General features: G+C 65.6%; 20 protein-coding genes. 8 read left to right on the top strand and 12 right to left on the bottom strand.

Annotation, left to right across the window (positions count from 1 at the left end):
- Window positions 1-46: 46 nt before the first annotated feature.
- The 5 genes from trxA (at window position 47) to KW835_RS11745 (ending at window position 5,646) form a co-directional block, all read left to right on the top strand.
- On the top strand, window positions 47-379 hold the full coding sequence (gene trxA, locus KW835_RS11765; protein WP_218382566.1) for a thioredoxin TrxA: 333 nt from the start codon (window positions 47-49) through the stop codon (window positions 377-379).
- A gap of 266 nt (window positions 380-645) precedes the next feature.
- Window positions 646-1,908 (top strand): transcription termination factor Rho, encoded by a 1,263-nt coding sequence (gene rho, locus KW835_RS11760; RefSeq protein WP_063459546.1) that lies wholly within the window; start codon window positions 646-648, stop codon window positions 1,906-1,908.
- A 247-nt stretch (window positions 1,909-2,155) separates the two neighbouring features.
- Window positions 2,156-2,410, top strand: a complete 255-nt coding sequence (locus KW835_RS11755) for a type B 50S ribosomal protein L31 (RefSeq protein WP_056163725.1) — start codon at window positions 2,156-2,158, stop codon at window positions 2,408-2,410.
- Between the two features lie 189 nt (window positions 2,411-2,599).
- Window positions 2,600-4,306, top strand: a complete 1,707-nt coding sequence (locus KW835_RS11750) for a hypothetical protein (protein ID WP_218382565.1) — start codon at window positions 2,600-2,602, stop codon at window positions 4,304-4,306.
- Window positions 4,306-5,646, top strand: coding sequence for an MATE family efflux transporter (locus KW835_RS11745; protein ID WP_218382564.1), 1,341 nt, complete (start codon window positions 4,306-4,308; stop codon window positions 5,644-5,646). Before KW835_RS11750 ends, KW835_RS11745 begins: the two co-directional genes overlap by 1 nt.
- 16 nt (window positions 5,647-5,662) lie before the next feature.
- Here KW835_RS11745 and phoR read toward each other — a convergent pair whose 3' ends face one another.
- The 7 genes from phoR to pstS form a co-directional block, all read right to left on the bottom strand.
- Window positions 5,663-7,015, bottom strand: a complete 1,353-nt coding sequence (phoR, locus tag KW835_RS11740; protein ID WP_218382563.1) for a phosphate regulon sensor histidine kinase PhoR — start codon at window positions 7,013-7,015, stop codon at window positions 5,663-5,665.
- Window positions 7,016-7,093: 78 nt separating this feature from the next.
- Window positions 7,094-7,801 (bottom strand): phosphate regulon transcriptional regulator PhoB, encoded by a 708-nt coding sequence (gene phoB / locus KW835_RS11735; RefSeq protein WP_218382562.1) that lies wholly within the window; start codon window positions 7,799-7,801, stop codon window positions 7,094-7,096.
- A gap of 20 nt (window positions 7,802-7,821) precedes the next feature.
- A complete protein-coding gene (phoU, locus tag KW835_RS11730; protein WP_055398209.1) occupies window positions 7,822-8,523 on the bottom strand; it encodes a phosphate signaling complex protein PhoU in 702 nt (233 codons plus the stop codon).
- A gap of 12 nt (window positions 8,524-8,535) precedes the next feature.
- The gene (pstB, locus tag KW835_RS11725) at window positions 8,536-9,318 is read right to left on the bottom strand and encodes a phosphate ABC transporter ATP-binding protein PstB (protein ID WP_218382561.1); all 783 of its coding nucleotides are present in this window, start codon (window positions 9,316-9,318) and stop codon (window positions 8,536-8,538) included.
- A 61-nt stretch (window positions 9,319-9,379) separates the two neighbouring features.
- Window positions 9,380-10,234 (bottom strand): phosphate ABC transporter permease PstA, encoded by an 855-nt coding sequence (gene pstA / locus KW835_RS11720; RefSeq protein WP_137748293.1) that lies wholly within the window; start codon window positions 10,232-10,234, stop codon window positions 9,380-9,382.
- Between the two features lie 35 nt (window positions 10,235-10,269).
- Complete coding sequence (gene pstC / locus KW835_RS11715; RefSeq protein WP_370633618.1) at window positions 10,270-11,262, bottom strand: phosphate ABC transporter permease subunit PstC; 993 nt, start codon at window positions 11,260-11,262, stop codon at window positions 10,270-10,272.
- Between the two features lie 127 nt (window positions 11,263-11,389).
- Window positions 11,390-12,412, bottom strand: coding sequence for a phosphate ABC transporter substrate-binding protein PstS (gene pstS / locus KW835_RS11710; RefSeq protein ID WP_218382559.1), 1,023 nt, complete (start codon window positions 12,410-12,412; stop codon window positions 11,390-11,392).
- 263 nt (window positions 12,413-12,675) lie between these two features.
- Here pstS and KW835_RS11705 point away from each other — a divergent pair, with 263 nt between their 5' ends.
- Together KW835_RS11705 and KW835_RS11700 are read left to right on the top strand one after the other, a co-directional pair.
- A complete protein-coding gene (locus tag KW835_RS11705) occupies window positions 12,676-14,154 on the top strand; it encodes a Ppx/GppA phosphatase family protein (RefSeq protein ID WP_218382558.1) in 1,479 nt (492 codons plus the stop codon).
- 79 nt (window positions 14,155-14,233) lie between these two features.
- Complete coding sequence (locus KW835_RS11700; RefSeq protein WP_218382557.1) at window positions 14,234-14,776, top strand: hypothetical protein; 543 nt, start codon at window positions 14,234-14,236, stop codon at window positions 14,774-14,776.
- A 49-nt stretch (window positions 14,777-14,825) separates the two neighbouring features.
- Here KW835_RS11700 and KW835_RS11695 read toward each other — a convergent pair whose 3' ends face one another.
- The 5 genes from KW835_RS11695 to KW835_RS11675 form a co-directional block, all read right to left on the bottom strand.
- Entirely contained in the window at window positions 14,826-15,290 is a 465-nt protein-coding gene (locus tag KW835_RS11695) for a histidine phosphatase family protein (RefSeq protein WP_218382556.1), read from the bottom strand.
- The gene (gene ppk1 / locus KW835_RS11690; RefSeq protein ID WP_218382555.1) at window positions 15,287-17,431 is read right to left on the bottom strand and encodes a polyphosphate kinase 1; all 2,145 of its coding nucleotides are present in this window, start codon (window positions 17,429-17,431) and stop codon (window positions 15,287-15,289) included. Before ppk1 ends, KW835_RS11695 begins: the two co-directional genes overlap by 4 nt.
- Window positions 17,432-17,524: 93 nt before the next feature.
- Window positions 17,525-18,616: a glycosyltransferase family 1 protein gene (locus KW835_RS11685; protein ID WP_218382783.1), complete on the bottom strand. Its 1,092-nt coding sequence runs from the start codon at window positions 18,614-18,616 to the stop codon at window positions 17,525-17,527.
- Window positions 18,617-18,621: 5 nt separating this feature from the next.
- On the bottom strand, window positions 18,622-19,503 hold the full coding sequence (locus KW835_RS11680; RefSeq protein WP_218382554.1) for a UDP-2,3-diacylglucosamine diphosphatase: 882 nt from the start codon (window positions 19,501-19,503) through the stop codon (window positions 18,622-18,624).
- Window positions 19,503-20,339, bottom strand: coding sequence for a GNAT family N-acetyltransferase (locus KW835_RS11675; protein ID WP_255593483.1), 837 nt, complete (start codon window positions 20,337-20,339; stop codon window positions 19,503-19,505). Before KW835_RS11675 ends, KW835_RS11680 begins: the two co-directional genes overlap by 1 nt.
- 197 nt (window positions 20,340-20,536) lie before the next feature.
- Here KW835_RS11675 and KW835_RS11670 point away from each other — a divergent pair, with 197 nt between their 5' ends.
- Window positions 20,537-23,497, top strand: a complete 2,961-nt coding sequence (locus KW835_RS11670) for an EAL domain-containing protein (RefSeq protein WP_218382553.1) — start codon at window positions 20,537-20,539, stop codon at window positions 23,495-23,497.
- Window positions 23,498-23,507 lie beyond the last annotated feature (10 nt).

Below are 23,507 nucleotides of genomic sequence, written 5' to 3'. Positions count from 1 at the left end.
TTATACGTACCCCGGTCGCAACCCGCCCAGACACAAGGAATCCGCCATGGCCAGCGAACTCATCAAACATCTCTCCGACGCAAGCTTCGAAGCCGACGTGCTCAAGGCCGGCACCCCGGTGCTGGTGGACTATTGGGCGGAATGGTGCGGCCCCTGCAAGATGATCGCCCCCATCCTGGACGAAGTGGCCGGCACCTACCAGGGCAAGCTGCAGATCGCCAAGCTGAACGTGGACGACAACCGCGAGATCCCCGCCAAGTTCGGCATTCGCGGCATCCCCACCCTGATGCTTTTCAAGGACGGGCAATTGGCCGCCACCAAGGTCGGCGCGATGAGCAAGGCACAACTGACCGCCTTCATCGACCAGCAACTGGCCTGATCGATCGCCCCATGCCCCGCAGACACAGACGTCTGGCGGGGCGTTTTTCTTTCGGCACCCGCACTCCGCGATGCCCTGGCTGGCGGCCAAATAGCAAGCCCCCGAATACCCCGGTTTTTTTCCTGTCATAATTCCTGTCGATCACCGGTCTGCACGCATTGGCAGCCGGACCAAGATCCACGGCATGCCAGGCCTGCAAACAGCAGCCTTCCCGGCATCAGCCCTCCCCCCCAAAGTTCACACCAGCTCCGCCAAGGAGTCACTCCATGCACTTAAACGAACTCAAGGCACTGCACGTGTCTGAAGTCCTGAAGCAAGCCGAAGAACTCGAAATCGAAAATACCGGCCGGATGCGCAAACAGGAGCTGATGTTTGCCATCATCAAGAAGCGCGCCAAGGCGGGCGAGCAGGTGTTTGCCGACGGCGTGCTGGAAATCCTGCCCGACGGCTTCGGCTTTCTGCGCAGCCCCGACACCAGCTTCACCGCGAGCACGGACGACATCTACATTTCGCCCAGCCAGGTGCGCCGCTTCAACCTGCACACCGGCGACATGATCGAAGGCGAAGTGCGCACGCCCAAGGATGGCGAGCGCTACTTTGCCCTCACCAAGCTCGACGCCGTCAACGGCGGTCCACCGGAGCAGAACAAGCACAAGGTGATGTTCGAGAACCTGACGCCCCTGTTCCCCAAGGAACAGATGCGTCTGGAGCGCGAGATCAAGGGTGAGGAGAACATCACCGGCCGCATCATCGACATCATCGCCCCCATCGGCCGCGGACAGCGCGCGCTGATCGTCGCACCGCCCAAGAGCGGCAAGACGGTGATGATGCAGCACATCGCCCACGCCATCACGGCCAACAACCCCGACGTGCACCTGATGGTGCTGCTGGTGGACGAGCGCCCTGAAGAAGTGACCGAAATGCAGCGCACGGTGAAGGGCGAGATCATCGCCTCCACCTTCGACGAGCCCGCCGCCCGCCACGTGCATGTGGCCGAGATGGTGATCGAGCGCGCCAAGCGCCTGGTCGAACTCAAGAAGGACGTGGTGATCCTGCTGGACTCCATCACCCGCCTGGCCCGCGCCTACAACAACGTCGTGCCCTCCAGCGGCAAGGTCCTGTCCGGCGGTGTGGACGCCGCAGCGCTGCAGCGCCCCAAGCGCTTCTTCGGCGCCGCCCGCAAGGTCGAGGAAGGCGGTTCGCTGACCATCATCGCCACCGCGCTGGTCGACACCGGCAGCCGCATGGACGAAGTGATCTTCGAAGAATTCAAGGGCACGGGCAACTGCGAAATCCACCTGAACCGCCGCCTGTACGAAAAGCGCGTGTTCCCCGCCATCGAACTCAACAAGAGCGGCACGCGCCGCGAAGAGCTACTGCTGGCCCCCGAGATCCTGCAAAAGACCCGCATCCTGCGTCAGTTCATGTACAACATGGACGAGATCGAGTCGATGGAGCTCATGATCAAGAACATGAAGGCCACCAAGACCAATGTGGACTTCTTCGACATGATGCGAAGGGGCGGGTAAGCCCCCTGGATCGCCGTCGGCGCCTCCCCTCAAAGGGGGACGACACCGGTGGACTGGCAGAGCCAGATCCACGGTGGCACTGGTCTCAGGGCGCGCCCGTTTCCACCGCCGCTCCCGATGCTGCCAAGCCCCAGATTCACCCTATGCAATAATAGAGGGCTTTTTCTGCGGAAAGTACGTTGAATGTTCCACGGCGCAAAGGTTGCTCCGGGTTCAGCGCGGCTCCCGCACTTGACAAGGATTGATCATGAAAGAAGGCATTCACCCCAACTACCGCGAAGTCCTGTTCTCGGACCTGTCCAACGGCTTCAAGTTCGTGACCCGCTCGTGCGTGAACACCAAGGAAACCGAGACCTTCGAAGGCAAGGAATACCCGCTGTTCAAGCTGGATACCTCTTCTGAATCGCACCCCTTCTACACCGGCACGCAAAAGTCGGTGGACAACATGGGTGGCCGCGTGGAGCGCTTCCGCAACCGTTTCGGCAAGACTGCAGCGAAGTAATTCGTCCTTGCGTCAGCGCCACAAAAGGCAGCCCGGGCAACCGGGCTGCCTTTTTGCTTTGTTGTCGCCGCCTCCCCAACCCCGCGCGAAGGCCCGTCGCAGGGGCGCGGAGTCTTTCGTCGCTTTGGGGCCTTCGCAGTGCTTTTGCCCTTATTCTCAGTGGCTCCGCTTTTGCCGCCTTTCTGACGCGTGACCCCACCCACCCCTGCCATCGTTACCCAGAATGCCGTCAGCCCCCTGCCACGCTGGGCGCTGCTGCTGCTGTGCATTGCCTATGTCGTACCGGGCTTCGTGGGCCGGGACCCCTGGAAAAGCGCGGACGTCACGGCGTTCGGCTACATGCTGGAGCTGGCGCAGGGCCGCACTCCGTGGCTGGCCCCGCTCGTGGGCGGCATGGCGCCAGAGACCGAGGGGCTGCTGCCCTACTGGCTGGGCGCGTGGGCCATCCAGCTCGCGCCGTCGTGGTTGTCTGCCGAAATGGCGGTACGCCTGCCCTTTGCCGTACTGCTGGCCTTGACCCTCATCGCCACCTGGTACGGCGTGTACTACCTGGCACGCAGCCCGGGCGCTCAGCCGGTGGCATTTGCATTCGGGGGCGAAGCCAACCCGCCGGACTACGCGCGTGCGATTGCCGACGGCGCACTGCTGGCCCTGATTGCCTGCCTGGGGCTGGCGCAGCTGTCGCACGAAGTCACCAGCTACCTGGTGCAGCTCAGTTGCACGGCGCTGCTCTTCTTCGCGGTGGCGGCCATGCCCCACCGCGCCACGGCACCGGCCATCGCACTGGCCGTGGGCATGCTGGGGCTGACCCTGGCGGGAGCCCCTGCGGTCGCCGCCCTGCTGGGCGTTGGCAGCATCGTGCTGGTGGTGATGGCGCCGGGCAGCAGTACGGACCGCCGCTTGCCCTGGGCGCTGGTGCTGACCGCGGTCACCCTGGTTGCTGCCCTGGTGGCCTGGAAGCTAGACCTGTGGCGCTGGCGCATCGTTGGTACCGGTGCGGGCTCGGGTGGCAAGGAATGGCAAAGCCTTGCACGGCTGCTGCTGTGGTTTGGCTGGCCCGCGTGGCCCCTGGCGCTGTGGACGCTGTGGCGTTGGCGCAAGCAGATCGTGAGCCGGCAGGGCCACCGGCACCTGCTGCTGCCGCTGTGGTTTTCCGCCGTGTCGATCGCGGCGACGCTCACCACGCAGCCCGCCGACAGGGCCTTGCTGCTGGGCCTGCCGGCGCTGGCCGCGCTGGCCGCGTTTGCCTTGCCCACATTGCGGCGCAGCGTGGGCGCACTGATCGACTGGTTCACGCTGCTGTTCTTCACGGTGTCGGCCCTGGCGATCTGGGTGATATGGATCGCGATGCAGACGGGCTTTCCGGCCAAGCCGGCGGCCAACGTGGCCAAGCTTGCGCCCGGCTTCGTGCCGCAGTTTTCATTGCTGGCTCTGGTGGTGGCGCTGGCGGCCACGGCCGGCTGGTGCAGCCTGGTGTGGTGGCGCGCCTCGCGCGACCGCGCGCCCATCTGGAAGAGCCTGGTGCTGCCCGCAGGCGGCGCGGCGCTGGGCTGGGTTTTGCTGATGACGCTGTGGCTGCCGCTGCTGGACTATGCCCGCAGCTACGGGCCGCAGGTGCGGGCCGTGCAGGCGGTGCTGGGCCCCCAACCGGGCTGCGTGCAGACCGTGGGACTGAACCGCGCCCAAGTGGCCGCGCTGCAGTACCACGGCAAACTCGCGCTGGAACGCGCGGGCCTGCAGGACGAGTGCGACTGGCTGGTGGCCGACAAGGAATCCTGGCCTGCGTCCGAGCGCATGGTCAACGCGGCGCTGTGGGAGCGCCGGGCCGTTGTTCCCCGGCCTACCGACAAGAACGACCATCTGCTGGTGTTTCGGCGCGCCGGGTCTGCGCGCTGATGTCCGAGCTGTCCACCATCTCCCGGCACGCCGCCACCGTGCTGGCCGGGCAGCTGGCCGTCATGGCCTTCGGCGTGACGGACACCATCGTCGCGGGGCGCTATGGAGAGTCCTCGCTGGCCGCGCTGTCGGTCGGTTCGGCCATCTTCATCAGCGTGTATGTCGCGCTGATCGGTGTGCTGCAGGCACTTCTGCCGGTGTGGTCGGAGCAGCGCGGCGCGCGCCAGACGGAGGCCATCGGCAGCTCCTTGCGGCAAGCGCTGTACCTGTGTGCCGCAGCTTCGACGGCGGGAATGGCCATCCTGCTGTCACCCGGCCCCCTGCTTCGCTGGACCGAAGTACCACCCGCACTGCGCACCGAGGTCGAGAGCTACCTGGCGGTGCTTGCCCTGGCACTGCCACCGGCTCTGCTCTTTCGCATCTACAGCACGCTGAACCAGGCCCTCGGGCGTCCCCAGCTGGTGACCTGGCTGCAGGTGGGCTCGCTGTTCATCAAGCTGCCCCTGTCGATCTGGTTCACCTTCGGCGGATTCGGGCTGCCCGCACAGGGCGTGGTCGGCTGCGCCTGGGCAACGCTGGTGGTCAACTGCAGCATGCTGGGCCTGGCCGTCTGGCTGCTGCGCACGCAGGACATCTACCGACCCCTGAGCCTCTGGCGCCGCATCGAGCCACCCCACTGGCCGACCATCGCCGGCTTTGCGCGGCTGGGCGTTCCGGCCGGGTTGGCGGTGATGGTGGAGGTGACTTCGTTCACGCTGATGGCGCTGTTCATCGCGCGCCAGGGCACCATCGCATCGGCAGCACACCAGATCGCATCGAACCTTGCCGCAGTGCTCTACATGGTGCCGCTGTCGCTCGCCATTGCCACGAGTGCCCGCACCAGCTACTGGCTGGGCGCTGGCGACCCTGTGCGCGCGCGGCAGGCGGTTTTGATGGGATTCAAGCTTGCAGCGCTTGCTGGTATTGCGCTGTCAGCTACTTTATTGATAGCAAAACACCACCTGGGCACCATCTACTCCAGCAACACTGCCGTGGTGGCGATGGCCGGCGGCGTGCTGGTCTGGGTTGCGGCCTACCACCTTGCGGATGCCTTGCAGACCCTGTGCGTCTTTGTGCTGCGCTGCTACCGGATCACGGTGGCACCGCTGCTGGTGTACTGCGTTCTGCTGTGGGGCGCCGGACTGGGCGGCGGCTATCTGTGGGCCTACCATGGCGAGGGCATGTGGGCCGTCACCACGCCTTCGCCCACGCCGTTCTGGGCCGCCAGTGCGGCCGCCCTGCTGGCAACGGCACTGCTGTTCGTGGCCATGCTGTGGCGGGCGATTCACAGGCCCGTTTGAGTGTCTTGGCGCCCGATCAAGCCGCCGCCGCAGGCAGCGCAAAGCCGCGCAGCCGGTTGGCCGGAAACGTCACCGCGAACACCGAGCCCTTGCCCAGCACACTGGTGATCTCGAGCGTGGCGCCGTGGCGCTGCAGCACGTGCTTGACGATGGCCAGCCCGAGGCCCGTCCCGCCGGTTTCGCGCGATCGGCTGCGGTCCACGCGATAGAAGCGCTCCGTCAGTCGGGGGATGTGCTCAGGGGCAATGCCAGGGCCGGTGTCCTGCACCGAGAACACCGCGCTCCCATCTTCCTTGCGCTGCCAGGTGATCGTGATCGTGCCGCCAGCAGGCGTGTAGCGCACCGCGTTGCTGATCAGGTTGGACAGCGCGCTCTGCAGTTCAGCAGGCACGCCGGCAATCTGGCCCTCCTGCCGCAAGCTGTCCGCCCCGGGGAAGACCATCGTGTGCTGTCGCGGCTGGTTTTGCGTGAGCAGCGCAGACAAAGCGCGCCCTTCCTCTTCGCAGCGCTGCAACAGTGACTGCACCGGCATCCACTCGGCCATGCCGGGCGGCGGGCTGCCCTCCAGGCGCGAGAGGGTCAGCAGGTCTTGCACCACGCTCTGCATGCGCAGCGCCTGCTGGCCCATCATGCCCAGGTACCGGGACCTCTCGTCGGCATTCAAAGGCAGCGTCTGAAGGGTTTCCACAAAGCCCGTGAGCACAGTGAGGGGCGTTCGGATCTCATGCGACACATTGGCCACGAAGTCGCGCCGCATGGCATCGGCCTGCTCCAGCGCAGTCACGTCGCGCGACAGCAGCAAGGTGCGCCCGTCACCGTAAGGGTGCAGATGCACTGATATGCGCACCGGACGGGACGGGGTGCTGAACCGCCCCTCCAGCACCACGTCACGGGTGAAATCCTGCGCCGCGAAGTACGCGGTGAAATCCGGGTCGCGCACCAGGTTGCCGATGGACTGCATCACGTCGCGCTGCGCGTCGAACCCGAACTGGTTGGCCGCCATCTGGTTGCACCACTCGATGCGGCCCTGCGCGTCAAGCAGCACCACGCCGTTGGGCGTGGCCTGCAGGGCGGCCAGGATCTCCTGCAACCGGTCCTGGCTGTCACGTATCTGGGCTTCCTGGCGACGCAGCAGGCGCCGGGCGCGGTCGGCCGCCTCCCCCCAGATGCCGCGCATCGAGGGCACGTCACTCAGGTCGCCCGTGCGCAGCCAGCGCAGAACGCGCACGCCGCGCAGCAAGTCCCACACAAACCAGGCCCATCCCGCCAGGGCAGCGCCCAAAGCCGCGCCCCAGGGCCCACCCTTCCACCATCCCAGGCTGCCGCCCGCGATCTGCCACAGCAGGAAATACGTTATTCGCCACAGCATCCGGTCCGCAACGCCTTCTCAAAAAGCCAGGGGCGCAACCCGTGCGCCCCGTTCACCACAGCAGAAAAAAGACCCAGCTCAAGCCTGCAGCTGCACCTGCGGCTGCGCCGTGAGACGGTAGCCTGCGCCACGCACGGTCTCCACCATCACAGAGGCAGACCCCAGCGCTTCGCGCAGGCGCTTGACGTGCACGTCCACCGTGCGCTCCTCGATGAAGACGTGGTCGCCCCACACCTTGTCGAGCAGTTGCGAGCGGCTGTGCACGCGCTCGGCATGCTTCATCAAGAAGTGCAGCAGCTTGAACTCGGTCGGACCCACCTTGAGCGGCTGGCCCTGGAAGGTCACGCGGTATGTGCCGGCATCGAGCACCAGTTCGCCGATCGTCACGCTGTCGCTCACCTGCTCCGGCGCGCGGCGGCGCAGCACGGCACGGATGCGGGCCAGAAGCTCCTGCGTGGAGAACGGCTTGGTGATGTAGTCGTCGGCACCGGCATCGAGCCCGGCCACCTTGTCCGGCTCATCGCCACGGGCCGTGAGCATGAGGATGGGAATGGGCTTGGTGCGGCTGTCGCCACGCCATTTGCGAGCCAGCGACAGGCCGCTTTGGCCCGGCAGCATCCAATCCAGCAGGATGACATCCGGCAGCACGGCGTCGAGCTCGCGCTGGGCAGAGTCGCCGTCTTCCGCCCAGAATGGCTGGAATCCGTTGTGGCGCAGATTGACGGCAATCAGCTCGGCAATCGCGGGTTCGTCCTCCACGATGAGGACGCGTGGGAGCTTTCTCATAGGTGTGCCAAAGCCCTTTCTTACAGCACGGCCGACTCGATCTCGTCCAGGGCAGTGTGGCGCACATCCTTGCCCTTGACCAGATAGATGATCAGCTCGGCCACATTCTTGGAGTGGTCTCCGATGCGCTCGATCGCCTTGGCCAGGAACAGCAGGTCCAGGCTGGGAGAGATGGTGCGGGGATCTTCCATCATGTAGGTGATGAGCTTGCGCACGAAGCCGTCGAACTCCTTGTCGATGAGGTCGTCCTCCTTGAGGATGGCGACGGCAGCCTTGACGTCCAGGCGCGCAAACGCGTCCAGCGTCTTGCGCAGCAGGCCCGATGCCAGCTCGGCGGCGGTGCGCAGGTCGCTCGACGGCAGCGAGCGCGGTGCACCGCTCTCGATGATGGAGCGCACCATGCGCGCCATCTTGTTGGCCTCGTCGCCCATGCGCTCGAGGTTGGCCGTGGCCTTGGAGAAAGCAAGCAGCAGGCGCAGGTCGCGTGCGGTGGGCTGGCGGCGGGCAATGATCGAAGAAAGCTCCTGATCGATCTCGACCTCCATCGCATTGATGCGGGTCTCCATCGAGGCGACGGTTTCCACCGCCTCCAGGCTGAACTGGGACAGGGCGTAGACCGCCTGGCGGATCTGCGACTCCACGAGGCCGCCCATCTCCATGACGCGGGCGGAGACGCTGTTGAGTTCGCTGTCGAACTGCGAGGAAAGATGTTTATCGGGCATCTCGTTGTCTCCTTAGCCGAAACGGCCGGTGATGTAGTCTTCGGTTTCCTTGCGCTCGGGCTTGAAGAAGATCTGCTCGGTGGCACCGAACTCGATCATCTCGCCGAGGTACATGTAGGCGGTGTAGTCGCTGCAGCGCGCTGCCTGCTGCATGTTGTGGGTCACGATGGCAATGGTGTAGTCGTGCTTGAGCTCATCGATCAGCTCTTCGATCTTGGCGGTGGACAGCGGGTCCAGCGCCGAGGTGGGCTCGTCGAGCAGCAGCACCGAGGGCTTCACGGCCACGCTGCGTGCGATGCACAACCGCTGTTGCTGGCCGCCGGACAGCGACAGGCCGCTCTGGTGCAGCTTGTCCTTCACTTCGGTCCACAGCGCGGCCTTGGACAGCGCCCATTCCACGCGGTCGTCCATCTCGCTCTTGCTCAGAGTCTCGTACAGCTTCACGCCGAAGGCGATGTTGTCGTAGATGGACATGGGAAACGGCGTGGGCTTCTGGAACACCATCCCGATGCGGGCGCGCAGCAGATTGATGTCCTGCTTGGGGTCCAGGATGTCCTGGCCGTAGAAATTGATGGTGCCTTCTGCGCGCTGGCCCGGGTACAGGCTGTACATGCGGTTGAGCGTGCGCAGCAGGGTCGACTTGCCGCAGCCCGAGGGGCCGATGAAAGCGGTGACCTTGTGCTCTGCGATGTTGAGGCTGACGTTGCGCAGCCCCTGGAACTTGCCGTAGAAGAAGCTCAGGTTGCGCAGTTCCAGCGCGTTCTTGCTGGCGGTGGCGGTAGCGGTGGCGTTCATGGTCGAATCCTGAAAATGGAGACTGTCTGGTTGTGTCTGCGTGCGCGGGCGGCCGGCCCGGTCAGGCACGGCTCTTTTCGCGCAGGAAGACCCGCGCCACGACGTTGAGGATCAGCACCGACAGCGTGATGAGCAGTGCGCCACCCCAGGCCAGGCGCACCCAGTTTTCATAGGGGCTCAGCGCAAACTGGAAGATCACCACGGGCAGGTTGGCCATCGGCGCGTTCATGTTGGTGCTGAAGAACTGGTTGTTGAGTGCCGTGAACAGCAGGGGCGCCGTCTCGCCGCTGATGCGGGCCACAGCCAGCAGCAGGCCCGTCATCACGCCGCTGCGGGCCGCACGCAGGGTGACCATGGTGGATACCTTCCAGCGCGGCGCGCCCAGGGCAAAGGCCGCCTCGCGCAGGCTGCCGGGCACCAGGCGCAGCATGTTCTCGGTGGTGCGCACAACCACGGGCACGGCGATCAGCGACAGCGCCAGGCTGCCGGCCCAGCCGGAGAAGTTGCCCACCGTGGCCACTGCGATCGCATAGACGAACAAGCCGAGCACGATAGAAGGCGCAGACAGCATGATGTCGGTCACGAACCGGGTCAGTTCTGCGGTCTTGCTCTGGCCGCTGTACTCGGCAAGGTACACACCCGCCAGCACGCCGATGGGCGTGGATACCAGCACGGTGAAACCCACCATCATCAGGCTGCCCACGATGGCGTTGGCCAGGCCGCCGCCCTCGGAGCCGGGAGCCGGCGTGGACTGTGTGAACATGTTCCAGTCCAGCGCGGCGAAGCCGTTGGACAGCAGCACGCTCAGGATCCAGAGCAGCACGAACAGGCCCAGCACCATGGCGCCCAGCGACAGGGTCAGGCCGATGGCGTTGGAGCGCTGGCGCTTCTTATAGAGTTGTTGGTTGAATTCCATGGAGCTTGTCTCGTTGGAGGTTTTCATGGCGGGGCTCAGAGGCCCTTGGCCTTCTCGGCGCGCAGCAGCATGATCTTGGCCGCCGACAGCACCACGAAAGTGATCACGAAGAGCAGAAAGCCCAGGGCGAACAGCGTGGAGAGGTGGAAGTCGGCGGCCTCACCGAATTCGTTGGCCAGCGTGGAGGCGATGGAGGTACCGGGCGAGAACAGCGAGGTGGGCATGCGGTTGGCATTGCCGATCACGAACGTCACCGCCATGGTCTCGCCCAAAGCGCGGCCCAGGCCCAGCATCACGCCGCCGATGACGCCCTTTTGCGTATAAGGCAGCACCACGCGGCGCACCACTTCCCACGTCGTACATCCAAGGCCGTAGGCCGACTCGCGCAGGATGGGCGGAACGATCTCGAACACATCGCGCATCACGGCCGCCACGAAGGGCAGCACCATGAAGGCGAGCACGATGCCGGCGGCCAGGATGCCAAAGCCGTTGGTGCTGCCACCGAACAGGAAACCCACGAGCGGCATGGAACCGAGCAGCTTTTGCACCGGCATCTGGAAGTAGTCGGCAAACAGCGGCGCAAAAACGAACAGGCCGAACATGCCGTAGATGATGGACGGCACGGCCGCCAGCAACTCCACCGCCGTGCCCAGAGGGCGGCGCAGCCACACGGGGCAGGTTTCGGTCAGGAACAGCGCGATGCCGAAGGCGAGCGGCACGGCGATCAGCAGCGCGATGCCGGCGCTGGCCAGGGTACCGACGATGGCGATCGCGGCACCGAATTCTTCATTGATGATGTCCCATTCCACGCGCCAGATGAACTGGGCGCCGAACTTGTGGAACGTGGGCCACGCGTAGACGAACAGCGACACGATGATGCCCAGCAGCGCTGCAAGCACCAGCAGGGACAGGCTTTGGGTCAGCCGATGGAAAACGATGTCCTGCAGGCGTTGCCGCTTGGCAATCGAGACCATGGACTCTGTGGGGGCGCCCGTCACTTTGTGGACGGACACGGGTTGCGAACTCATGGTGGTTCCCACGCTCATGTTGACTCCCATCTGGCTTCTGGAGGCCCCACAAACCAGCACCCATCGGCCAGACCGGCCGGCCGATGGGTGCCATTTTGAGGCAGGCTGCCTTGATTGCTTGGATTAATTACTTCTTGATTTGCGACCAGACCTTGGAGCGGATCTCGGCGGTCAGGCTGTCAGGCAGCGGCACGTAGTCCAGTTCGGTGGCCATGGCCTTGCCGTTCTTGAAAGCCCAGTCGAAGAACTTGAGCACTTCGGCCGATTGCGCCTTGTCGGCGGGATCCTTGTACATCAGGATGAAGGACGCCGTGCTGACGGGCCAGCTGTCGGCGCCCTTGGCGTTCACCATCGAGATGCCCATGCCTGGCACGCTGAACCAGTCAGCGCTGGCAGCCGCGGCGGCGAAGGTCTTGTCATCGGGGCTTACATACTTGCCGTCCGCGTTCTGCAGTTGCAGGAAGTTCATGTTGTTCTTCTTGACATAGGCGTACTCGACGTAGCCGATGGCGCCCTTCACACGGGTCACGTTGGCGGCCACGCCTTCGTTGCCCTTGCCGCCCACCGACGATGCGGCAGGCCACTTCACGGCAGCGCCCTTGCCCACGGAGTCAGCCCACTCCTTGCTCACGGCAGAGAGATAGTCCGTCCAGTTGAAGGTGGTGCCAGATCCATCGGCACGGTGCACCACGGTGATGTTCTGGTCAGGCAGGGTCTTGCCGGGGTTCAGTGCGGCCAGCTTGGCATCGTTCCACTTGGCGATCTTGCCCAGGAAAACGTCGGCCAGCACCGGGCCGGTGACGCGCAATTCGCCAGGCTTGAAGCCGTCCAGGTTGATCACAGGCACCGTGCCACCGATGATGGCAGGGAACTGCACCATGCCGTCCTTGTCGAGGTCTGCACCGGGAACCGGGGCGTCGGTGGCACCAAAAACCACGGTCTTGGCGCGGATCTGGCGGATGCCACCGGACGAACCGATGGACTGGTAGTTCAGGCCCGTGCCGGTTTCCTTCTTGTAGGCTTCGGCCCACTTGGCATACATGGGGAAGGGAAAGGTAGCGCCAGCGCCGGTGATGTCCGCTGCGAAGGCACCGCCGACCGACAGGGTGGCCAGTGCGATGGCAACGGTTTTGAGGAATGTGCGTTTCATGAGGTTACCTTTGGGCTAGGGTTAACAGGAACAGCGTGAACTCTAGGGGCCCAAGATGACAATTCAGTGACACAAACCCATCCATTCATTCCTTCGCCACACATAGAAGAAGCGCAAAAACCGGTGTCACGGTTTCGTCACACGCCGGCGTCACACTCGCCCGGCGCTGGCCCTCCCCCCTTCTTCGCCTGCCGCGCGCAGGCAACAGCCCCATGCGACAGGGCACGCGGTAGGATGCCGGTCGCAGCTCCTACCAGAACAATATGCACAACGGCACACGCCTCGCCGCAGTCGACCTCGGCTCCAACAGTTTTCGCCTTGAAATCGGGCGCTATGAGTTCGGCCACATCCAGCGGGTGGAATACCTGAAGGAAACCGTGCGGCAAGGCAATGGCCTCGACGAAGACCGCAACCTCACGCGCGACGCCATGGAGCGCGGCTGGGCGTGCCTCGCGCGGTTTGGCGAACGGCTGGCCGGATTCCCCCGCGCCCAGGTCCGTGCGGTGGCCACGCAGACCCTGCGCGAGGCGCGCAACCGCGAGGAATTCCTGTCGCGCGGCAGCCAGGTGCTGGGCTACCCGATCGACGTGGTGTCCGGCCCCGAGGAAGCCCGGCTGATCTACCAAGGCGTGGCGCGCATGCTTCCACAGTCCGACGAGCGCCGCCTGGTGATCGACATCGGGGGGCGCTCGACCGAGCTCATCCTGGGACAGCAGTTCACACCAAATGCCGTCGCGTCCTTTCGCGTGGGAAGCGTGGCGTGGTCGCAGCGCTACTTTTCGCAGGGCGAATTCACCACCACGTCCTTTCTGGCTGCCGAAGTTGCCGCCAAGGCCGTCCTGGACGAGGCCCTTGAGACCTTTCGTCCCGACGCCTGGGAGGTCGCGTACGGATCCTCCGGCACCGCCGGGGCGGTAGGAGACATCCTGGCGGCCGCTGGCGGCCCCCCGGGCCTCATCACCCGCGACGGCCTGCAGTGGCTGCAGGAGCGGCTCCTGCGCGCCCAGACCGCCGACCGCCTGCGCATGGAAGGCCTGAAGGAAGAACGGCGCGCCGTGATCGGCGGTGGCATCAGCGTGCTGCGCGCAGTGTTCGACCTTCTGGAAATCGACCAGATGCAGGTGGCGCAAGGCGCGCTGCGCCAGGGCGCGCTGTACGACCTGCTGGACCGCGAGCAGCCCGAGACAGACCTGCGCACTACCACCGTGAACGGGCTCATGCAGCGGTTCGGTGTGGATAGCGAACACGCCGATCGCGTGGCACGCACGGCATGCGCCCTCTTCGACCAGGCAGCCCCCGAGGGCAGCGAACGCGCAGCGCGCAAGCTCGACTGGGCCGCGCGCCTGCATGAGATCGGCTGCCTCATATCGCACAGCGACTACCACCGCCACGGCGCCTACATCCTCGACAACACCGACGCTGCCGGGTTCGCGGTACCGGAACTGCACCGACTGGGGATCCTGGTGCAGGGGCAGCGCGGCAAGGTCCGCAAGATCGACGCGGATCTGCACGACCCGATGTTCGCTCTGCAACTGCTTGCCCTGCGGCTGGCGGTAGCCCTGTGCCACGCGCGGCGCGACCCCGATACCGCAGGCCTGACCTTGCGCCAGGACGGAGCGAGGTTCCACCTGGCGGCGCGGGCCGGCTGGGCTGCCGCATACCCCCAGTCCGCGCACCTGCTGCGCGAGGAAACGCAGGCATGGCTGAAGACGCCCTGGGAGCTGTCGGTCAGCCTTGCCTGAGGGCTTGGCTGGCTTGAGGGCTGTTGAGCGGCAGAAAGAAACGGTATAAACTGTTTATATCGTTTACTCAATCTGCACCATGACCACTTCCAGCACCCCGCTTCCAGCCACCATCCCCGCGACCCCGGCATCGGCGGCCAAGTCCGTGAAAGCGGGTACGACAGCGCCCAAGACCACCGCCAAGGCAGCGGCAGGCGCTCCTGCGAAATCCGCAGCCAAACCTCAACCCACAGCGCCCAAGCAACCAGCCGCAAAGGCAGCCAAACCGGCCAAGCCCACCAAGGCAGTGGCGGCTGACAGCGCGAAAGACGGCAAGGCCAAGAAGCCCAAACTGGTGCGCGACAGTTTCACCATTCCCAAGGATGAATACGCCGTGATCGAGACGCTCAAGCAGCGCTCCGCAGCGCTCGCCCAGCCCGTCAAGAAAAGCGAACTGCTGCGCGCCGGGCTCAAGGTGCTGGCTGCGCTGTCCGACAGTGCCCTTCGGTCAGCCGTGCAGGCGGTGCCCTCCATCAAGACCGGCCGCCCGAAGGCCGAGGCGCCCGCCGCCAAGGCGGCGCCGGCATCTGCAAGTGCAGCCGCCAAGCCTGCGGTGAAGACGGCGAAAGCCAGCCGCAAGTAGTCCCCGAACGTGCCGTCCGCTTGCGGCGTGCACGCCAGGTGGTTGCGGCCTAGAGAAGATCGGGAGACTGCACGGTCAGCAGCAGCGTCTGGCTTTCATCCAGGCGATGCCGCTGGCGCAGCCACCACACGGCGCCCTTGCGCACGGTGCAGTCGGCCGCCTGCAACCCCATCAGTTGCGCGATGGTCTGGCCCAGCACGGGCTGGTGGCCCACCACCAGCACGGCGCCCTTGGCGCGCGGCCACTGCGCAAGCTCCAGCAGCTCCTGCGGGGTGCCGCCGGGCAGCAGTTCCGCCCGCATCTTGAACTTGCGCCCGAGGGCGCTCGCAGTCTGTTCGGTGCGCCGTGCAGGGCTGGCCAGCACGCGCAAGCCTTCAGGCAGTTGACGGTCCAGCCAGGCGGCCATGCGCGCTGCCTGCTTTTCCCCACGTTGCGTCAGTGCGCGCGCAAGGTCGTCATGGCCTTCTTGCGGCTCTTCCGCCTCGGCGTGCCGCCACAGGATGAGGTCCATCATGCCGCCCCTTGCTCGACAGCCCCCGCGGGCGGCACGGGCCCGTAGCGAACCATCAATGCGTCCTGGGCACCTATGCCATCCGAAGGGTGCTGCGCGCGGTCGTACCCGCCCTCTGCGTTCAAGGTCCAGGCATCCCGGTTGTCATGCAGATAGGCCACCAGGCACTCGTCGACGATCTGCTGGCGCAGCGCCGGGTCGGTCACGGGCCAGGCCAGCTCCACGCGCCGCATCATGTTGCGATTCATCCAGTCCGCGCTGGAGAGGTACAGGTCTTCCTGCTCGCCGGCCAGGAAGTAGAAAACCCGCGTGTGCTCCAGGAACCTGCCGATGACCGAACGCACGCGGATGTTGTCTGTCAGGCCTGGCACCTGCGCCGGCAGCATGCAGGCACCGCGCACGATGAGGTCGATGCGCGCGCCCCGCTGCCCGGCCAGGATGAGCGCGCGCATGAGCGCCTCGTCCGTCAGTGCGTTCATCTTGGCGACGATGCGCGCGTCCTCCCCGCGGCTCGCCGCCAGCCCTGCCTGCTCGATCTTCTCCAGCATGCGCCTGTGAAGATGGAACGGCGCCAGCATGAGCTTGCGCAGCCGGGGCGGCCGGTTCTGGCTGGCCAGGTGGTTGAACACGCCATCCATGTCGGCGGTCATGTCCTCATCTGCGGTGAGATAGCTCAGATCGGTGTAGAGCCTGGCGGTGCGCGTGTTGTAGTTGCCGGTGGAAAGATGCCCATAGCGCTTGAGCTCCCGCCCTTCCCGGCGGGTGACCAGCAGCATTTTCGCGTGGGTCTTGAGCCCCACCACGCCGTACACCACCTGCGCGCCGATGGACTCCAGCGCTTCGGCCCAGTTGATGTTCGCCTCTTCGTCAAAGCGGGCCTTCAGCTCCACCACCGTCATCACTTCCTTGCCCCGGCGCACCGCCTCGGTCAGAAGATTCATGAGTTCGGAGTCCGACCCCGTGCGGTAGATGGTCTGCTTGATGACCAGCACATCGGGGTCGTTCACGGCCTCGCGCAGGAAGGCCAGCAGTCCGTCGAAGCTCTCGAAGGGCTGGTGGATCAGCACGTCGCGGCGGCGCATCTGCTCCATGATCGGCATACCCGGCTGCAACTGGCGGGGCCAGGCCGAGTTCCACGGCGCAAACAGCAACGAGGAATCGTTCACCAGATCCACCAGCTGGGTCAGCCGCACCAGGTTGACGGGGCCCTGGACGCGGTACAGCGCAGCCGCAGGCAGCCCGAACTGTGCCAGAAGGAAGTCCGAGAGGAACTGCGAGCAGCCGGACGACACCTCCAGCCGCACGGCCTGCCCATAGTGGCGGTGCTGCAGCCCCTGGCGCAGCGCGGTCCGCAGATTGCGCACGTCTTCCTCGTCCAGTGCGAGGTCCGAATGGCGCGTCACGCGAAACTGCGAGAACTCGGTGACTTCGCGGCCGGGGAACAGCTCTTCCAGGTGGGATCGCACGATGCTGGAAAGGCTCACGAACAGCGTCTGTCCGGGCGCCACGCGCTGCGGAACGCGGATGAGCCTGGGCAGCGCACGCGGCACCTTGACGATGGCGATTTCGTTTTCGCGGCCAAAGGCATCACGGCCTTTCAGGCGCACGATGAAGTTGAGCGACTTGTTGGCCACCTGCGGAAAAGGGTGCGCCGGGTCGAGCCCCACCGGAATGAGAAGCGGCCGCACCTCGCTCGCAAAGTACTCCTGCACCCAGCGCTTTTGCGCCGGCGAACGCTCCCCATGCCCCAGTATGCGGATGCCGTGCTCGGCGAAGGCGGGCACCAGTGCGTCGTTATAGAGCGCGTACTGCCGCTCGACCAGATCGTGCACCTTGGCGGCCACGGCTTCGAAGGATGCTGTGGAGTACCGGCCTTGTGTCTCGCCCTTTTGTGCCGCCGTGATGTGGGGCGCAGCGCGGACTTCAAAGAACTCGTCGAGATTGGAAGAGACGATGCACAGGTAGCGCAGCCGCTCCAGCAGAGGCACGTCGCTGCGCGCAGCCCAGTCCAGCACGCGCTCGTTGAAAGCCAGGATGCTGTGATCCCGGTCGAGGAAGGCAGAAAACGGGGCCCCATGTGCCTGCACAGCCAGCGCGCCATCGCGACGGTCCTGTGACAGGGCGACGGGAGGATTTTCGTTCATGGCAGCGGTATCACACCGTAGGGCGGCAGCGTCATCGAAAGGCAAAGGCAGCATGGGTACGCAAGCGCGGCTAGTGCAGGATGGCCTCAGTATTTAACGCCCAGATGACAATGATGTGACAGACTTTGTGACAGGCAGGCCCGCCGTCACGGAACTGGAGCGCGCGGGCGCCAGATGCTGCTCGAATACGCGCGCCGCGTGGGACCAGCTGAAATCCAGCGCACGAGCGCGCGCCGCGGACCGGGGTATGGCGAGCGCCTCCTGCGCTGCGGTGAGCAGACTGTCATGGAGCACGCCGCCCTGCGGCGCATCTCCGGCGTGAGCGCCCAACACCTCCATCGGCCCTTCCACCGGAAAGGCGGCCACCGGCGTTCCACAGGCCATGGCTTCGAGCATGACAAGGCCGAATGTTTCCGAGCGGCTGGGGAACACGAACACATCCGCCGCCGCATACACCTGTGCCAAGGCCTCCCGGTCCAGGATGCCGAGCCAGCGGACCTGCGGATAGCGCGATTTGAGGCGCGCCTCCAGCGGCCCCACACCACAGACCACCTTGGTGCCGGGCATCTCCAATTGCAGGAAGGCCTCGATGTTCTTCTCGTATGACACGCGGCCGACGTACAGGGCTACCGGATGGGCGAGGGTGCCCGTGAGCGGGCTGTGGGCCACCTCGCCGTGGAAGGAAAATGCCTGCGTGTCCACTCCGTGGGTCCACAGACGCAAGTTCGCGAAGCCGCGCTGCGCCAGCATCTGCAGCACGCCCTGCGTGGGCACCATGACCCCGGACGACGGCCGGTGGAAATGGCGAAACAGCGCATAGCCCCAGGACAACGGCACGCGCGCTGCCGCATTCAGTATCTCGGGAAATCGAGTGTGAAAGGCGGTCGTGAACGCCAACCGGTTGCGCAGGCAATACCGCCGCCCTGCCCAGCCCAGGGGCCCCTCGGTGGCCAGGTGGATGGCGTCGGGCTGCATGGCGTCGAGCGTGAGGGCCACCTGCCTGGCGGGGCTCACCGCCAGGTCGATGCCGGCGTAGCCTGGACACGGGCGTGTCTTGAACTGCCCGGGCTCTATCACCTGCACATCGTGCCCCAGGACCTCGAGCTCGCGCACCAGCTCGAGCAGTGTCGTTACCACGCCATTGACCTGCGGAAGCCAGGCATCCGTCACCAGGGCAATTCTCATAGCGCTCATACCATGGCCTCCGTGGTCACCGCCGACGTGGCACGCGGCGCCGAAGGCGCATGCCACTGGATCAGCTCCAGCCTGCCATCCATGTGCTCGACCAGCGCGGTGTGGCTCTCCACCCAGTCGCCGTCGTTGCAATACAAAGTACCGTCGATCTCGCGCATCTCGGCGCGGTGGATGTGCCCGCACACCACGCCGTCGTGCCCCCTGCGGCGCGCCTCTGCCGCCACGGCCACCTCGAAGTCCGTGACGTAGTTCAGTGCCTTCTTGACCTTGCCCTTGAGGTAGGCCGAGAGCGACCAGTACGGCAGCCCCATGCGCGCGCGCAATGTGTTCAGGTATCGGTTGAGCTTGAGGGTGAACTCATACAGGTTGTCGCCCACGTACGCCAGCCACTTGGCGCACTGGATCACGCCGTCGAAGTAGTCGCCATGGGTCACCCACAGGGTACGACCGTCGGCAGTGGTGTGCACGGTGTCCTCGGCCACTTCGATGCCGCCGAACGAGTGGCCGACGAAGGCGCGTGCGAACTCGTCATGGTTGCCAGGCACGAACACCACACGGCAGCCCTTGCGCGCACGGCGCAGCAGCTTTTGCACCACGTCATTGTGGGCCTGAGGCCAGAACCAGCGGCGGCGCAACTGCCACCCGTCCACGATGTCGCCGACCAGGTACAGGTGGTCGCTGGGGTGGTGCTTGAGGAAGTCGAGCAGCCCTTCGGCCTGACAGCCGGGCGTGCCCAGGTGCAGGTCGGAGATGAACACGGCCCGCAGGTGGCGGTGGCCGGGAGGATGCACGTCGTCTTCGGCGTCGGCGGCAGTGCCCTGCCCACCACCTCCCACGTGCGCAGTCCAGTGGCCGAGCGCGTCGAACGCCGCGCGCATCAGGCCCCCAGGAAGTGCTTGCGGTAGCGGGGGTGCAGGTCCGCCAGGCGCATCAGCATGGGGAGGTCCGCAGTGTTGAAGTCCGGGTCCCACGCGGGGGCGCCCAGGACCCGCGCGCCCAGGCGCAGGTAGCCCTTGATCAGGGCCGGCGGTTCCACGAAGACTGACCCATCTAGCTGCTCGATGGGCAGTGGCAAGCGGGGCAGCACGTGGTATTCAATGGGGGCCAGGTGCGTCTGGCGCACCTGGTTCCAGATACTGGCGGCCGCATCGCCGCTGATCACGCCGTTGTGCAGCATGGGAATGCTGGCGCAGCCGATCATGGTGTCGAGCTGGTTGCGCACCATGAAGTCCGCCAGCGCGCTCCACAGCGCCATGATCACGCCACCATGGCGGTGGTCGGGGTGCACGCAGCTTCGCCCCAGCTCCACCATGCGGGGACGCAGGGTACGCAGGCGGGTCAGGTCGAACTCGGTGTCGCTGTAGGTGCTGCCGACGCGCCGGGCCTGCGCTGGCGTGAGCACGCGGTAAGTCCCAATGACTTGCTGGCTCTCTCCGTCGCGCACCAGCAGGTGCTCGCAGTAATCGTCGAACAGGTCCACGTCGTGGCCAGGGATGGGGGTCGTCAATCGAGCGCCCATCTCTGCTGCGAACACGTCGAACCTGAGCCTTTGTGCCTGGCGCACCTCATCTTCATGCCTCGCCCAGCTGACTTCGATGGCACCACGCTCCGGCACCGCCCGACTCTCGCCAGACAGGATGGCTGGGGCAGTCAATGCGCCATGGGCAGGGGCGCCGTGGTTCGCGGCGGGGGTCGAGGCGGGCAGCTCATTCATGGTGCAACATCTCCTGATGTGGGACGGCCCGGCGGGTGCTCCCACCGCAGCCTGGGACCTTCGTCCCTGTTCCCGAGTGTGGGTTGGCCGGGTGACATTGCCATGTCGAAGGCATGTCAACGCGATGACATGCAAGCGTTTTCCACAACACGGCAAGCGGTCCCACCGCCTGCATAATGGTTTGAGGAAACCACGCTGTGCCCACCCTTACCACCACCCGCTCCCGCAGGTCCTTCACAGGCTCGGTGGCGTTTTTTGTGCTGGCTGCCGTCTGCGCGGCCACCCTGATATGGACACTGGAGCGGCAGGAGCGCCAGCAGCAGCGCACCCAGGTGGCCGACATCGCCGGCGACCATGTGCAGGCACTGCAAAGAGCGATAGAGCTCGCGCTGTCGGCCAACAACACGCTTGTGGCCCTGGTGCGGCAGGGCCACGGCGCGGTGCCGCAGTTCGAGGAGATTGGCGCGCAGATGCTGCCCTTCTACCCCGGAATCGCGGCCATGGGCCTGGCGCCCCAGGGGGTGGTCAGGCAGGTGGTTCCTCGCCGGGGTAACGAGAACCTCATTGGGTTTGACCAGCTCAACGACCCCCGCCAGGGCCCGGAAGCGGCACGCGCCCGGGAATCAGGCCTTCTCACACTGGCAGGCCCGGTCGAGCTGGTGCAGGGCGGGCTGGGCGTGGTGGGGCGCCAGCCCGTCTACCTGGACGACATTCACGGCAAGCGCACCTTCTGGGGGTTCACCTACGTCACGATCCGGCTGCAGGAAGTACTGGCAGTGGCGCGGCTCCCCCAATTGACGCTGCGCGGCTACCACTACCGTCTGTGGCGCTTGCGGCCCGGCTCGCAGGACCAGCAGACCATTGCAGCATCCACGCCCCAGCCCAATGCCAGCGATTCGGTCGACCGGCCGCTCGATCTGCCCAATGGGCAATGGGTTTTGAGCCTCGCCCCCGCCAAGGGCTGGGGCGAACCCGCAGTGCTGGCCGTACGCTGTGGACTGGGGCTGGTGTTCGCGCTGATGATGGCCTACCTCGCTTGGCTGCTGTTCAAGCTCAAGGACCACGAGAAGCGACTTGAACAGCAGGTCGAGCAACGCACAGCGGAGATCCATGCGACACAACAGCAGTTGCGCGCGACCATCGACGCCATTCCCGACCCGTTGTTCGAGATCGATGAGGAAGGCCGCTACTGCAGCGTGCACAGCCAGCGGCCCGAACTGCTGATGGCACCGGCGCAAGAGCTCATTGGGCGCAACGTGACGGAGGTGCTGCCCGCGTTGGCGGCCCTCGCGGTGATGGACGTGCTGCAGGAGGCACAGCGCCAGGGCTGGTCCACCGGGCGGCAGATCATGGTGGATCTTCCCGGCATGGGCACGAGCTGGTTCGAAATGTCCTGCGCGCGCAAGGCGCCTGCTCAGAACGAGCCCGCCCGGTACATCGTTTTGTCGCGGGACATCACGGAACGCAAGCGAGCGCAGGAGCAACTGCAACTCACCGCGCAAGTGTTCGACCAGAGCAGCGAAGCCATCCTCATTGCCGACGCGACCCACACCATCGTGCGCATCAACCGCGCTTTCTCTCGCATCACAGGGTATTCGGAGGCAGAGGCGATGGGTCAACCCGTGCGGCTGCTCACGGCGGCCGAATCGGTGCGGGATTTCGATGCCGACACCGTTTATGCCCGGCTGACACAGGACGGCCACTGGGAAGGCGAAGTCCGCGGGCGCCGCAAGGACGGGTCGGTGTACCCCCAGTGGCTGTCGGTCAGCAGCGTGCGTGATGGCAAGGGCGTGGTGACGCATTCGATCACACTGTTTCGCGACATCACACAGCAGCGCGAGGCGCAGGACAGGATACAGCGCCTGGCGCATTTCGATGCGCTCACCGAGCTTCCCAACCGCGCGCTACTGGCCGAGCGTGCGCAGCGGCACATTGACGACGAGCGCGCGCGCAACGGCACACTGGCACTGCTTTTCGTAGACCTGGACCACTTCAAGAACGTCAACGACTCGCTAGGCCACCGCGTCGGAGACATCCTGCTGGTGGCGGTTGCGCGCCGGCTGCAGTCGCTGCTGCAGACGCATGACACCGTCTCGCGCCTGGGGGGTGATGAATTCTTGCTCCTGCTGCCCTCCACATCGGCATCGGCGGCGGCGGAGATGGCCAACTTGCTGCTGACGGCCGCGGCCAAGCCTTTCCAGATCGACCCGTACGAGCTGACGACCACCCTGTCGATAGGTATCGCAATGTACCCGGCGGATGGCGATTCGTTCGACACGCTGTACCAGCGGGCCGATGCAGCCATGTACCGCGCCAAGCAAAACGGACGCAACCGCTACGGCTTCTTCACGGCCGACCTCGAGGCCCGCACGGCCCGCGCCCTGCAGATAGAAAACGCATTGCGTCGCGCGCTGGAGCGCAACCAGTTCGAGCTGCACTACCAGCCACAGGTCTCGCTGACCACGCGCCAGGTCGTGGGCGCGGAAGCGCTGCTGCGCTGGCGCCACCCGGATCTGGGCATGGTGTCGCCCGCCGAGTTCGTGCCCGTGGCCGAGAGCAGCGGCATGATCGTGGCCATCGGGGAGTGGGTGGTTCGCACTGCGGTAAACGACATCAAGCGCTGGGTAGACCTGCAGTTGCCGCTGCGCGCGGTGTCTGTCAACGTATCGGCCGTGCAATTCCGGCATCCGCAGTTGCCCGAAATGGTCACGCGCTGCCTGCACGAAGCCGGTCTGCCGGCACGCCGGCTGGAGCTGGAGTTGACGGAAGGCGCCGCCGTGGACGACCCGGCCGCCGCACTGGCCATGATGGACCAGCTCCACGACCGCGGCGTGCGCCTGTCGATGGACGACTTCGGCACGGGCTATTCGTCGCTGAGCTATCTCAAGCGCTTCCAGATCTACAAGCTCAAGATCGACCAGTCCTTTGTGCGGGACCTGGAAGACGATGCCAACGACCGCGCCATCGTGAGCGCGATCATCCGCATGGCACAGGCACTGGGCATGCAGACCACCGCCGAAGGCGTTGAGACCGATGGCCAGCTCGAATTCCTGCGGGCGCAGGGCTGCGACGAAGGCCAAGGGTATCTCTTCAGCCGCCCCCTCCCCGCCCAGGACTTTGAAGCCTACCTGCGCGAGCACGCGCACACGCCGGCCTGACTACCCACGC

Origin of the sequence: Acidovorax sp. sic0104, from assembly GCF_019219095.1 — a bacterium.
Taxonomy (GTDB): Bacteria; Pseudomonadota; Gammaproteobacteria; order Burkholderiales; family Burkholderiaceae_C; genus Acidovorax.
This window is presented reverse-complemented; position numbering and strand designations above follow the sequence as displayed.

Bases quoted from the DNA above. Each gene is read 5' to 3' on its own strand.
- trxA (WP_218382566.1), top strand. From the start codon at position 47: ATGGCCAGCGAACTCATCAAACATCTCTCCGACGCAAGCTTCGAAGCC.
- rho (WP_063459546.1), top strand. From the start codon at position 646: ATGCACTTAAACGAACTCAAGGCACTGCACGTGTCTGAAGTCCTGAAG.
- KW835_RS11755 (WP_056163725.1), top strand. From the start codon at position 2,156: ATGAAAGAAGGCATTCACCCCAACTACCGCGAAGTCCTGTTCTCGGAC.
- KW835_RS11745 (WP_218382564.1), top strand. From the start codon at position 4,306: ATGTCCGAGCTGTCCACCATCTCCCGGCACGCCGCCACCGTGCTGGCC.
- phoR (WP_218382563.1), bottom strand. From the start codon at position 7,015: ATGCTGTGGCGAATAACGTATTTCCTGCTGTGGCAGATCGCGGGCGGC.
- phoB (WP_218382562.1), bottom strand. From the start codon at position 7,801: ATGAGAAAGCTCCCACGCGTCCTCATCGTGGAGGACGAACCCGCGATT.
- phoU (WP_055398209.1), bottom strand. From the start codon at position 8,523: ATGCCCGATAAACATCTTTCCTCGCAGTTCGACAGCGAACTCAACAGC.
- pstB (WP_218382561.1), bottom strand. From the start codon at position 9,318: ATGAACGCCACCGCTACCGCCACCGCCAGCAAGAACGCGCTGGAACTG.
- pstA (WP_137748293.1), bottom strand. From the start codon at position 10,234: ATGGAATTCAACCAACAACTCTATAAGAAGCGCCAGCGCTCCAACGCC.
- pstC (WP_370633618.1), bottom strand. From the start codon at position 11,262: ATGAGTTCGCAACCCGTGTCCGTCCACAAAGTGACGGGCGCCCCCACA.
- pstS (WP_218382559.1), bottom strand. From the start codon at position 12,412: ATGAAACGCACATTCCTCAAAACCGTTGCCATCGCACTGGCCACCCTG.
- KW835_RS11705 (WP_218382558.1), top strand. From the start codon at position 12,676: ATGCACAACGGCACACGCCTCGCCGCAGTCGACCTCGGCTCCAACAGT.
- KW835_RS11700 (WP_218382557.1), top strand. From the start codon at position 14,234: ATGACCACTTCCAGCACCCCGCTTCCAGCCACCATCCCCGCGACCCCG.
- KW835_RS11695 (WP_218382556.1), bottom strand. From the start codon at position 15,290: ATGATGGACCTCATCCTGTGGCGGCACGCCGAGGCGGAAGAGCCGCAA.
- ppk1 (WP_218382555.1), bottom strand. From the start codon at position 17,431: ATGAACGAAAATCCTCCCGTCGCCCTGTCACAGGACCGTCGCGATGGC.
- KW835_RS11685 (WP_218382783.1), bottom strand. From the start codon at position 18,616: ATGAGAATTGCCCTGGTGACGGATGCCTGGCTTCCGCAGGTCAATGGC.
- KW835_RS11680 (WP_218382554.1), bottom strand. From the start codon at position 19,503: ATGCGCGCGGCGTTCGACGCGCTCGGCCACTGGACTGCGCACGTGGGA.
- KW835_RS11675 (WP_255593483.1), bottom strand. From the start codon at position 20,339: ATGAATGAGCTGCCCGCCTCGACCCCCGCCGCGAACCACGGCGCCCCT.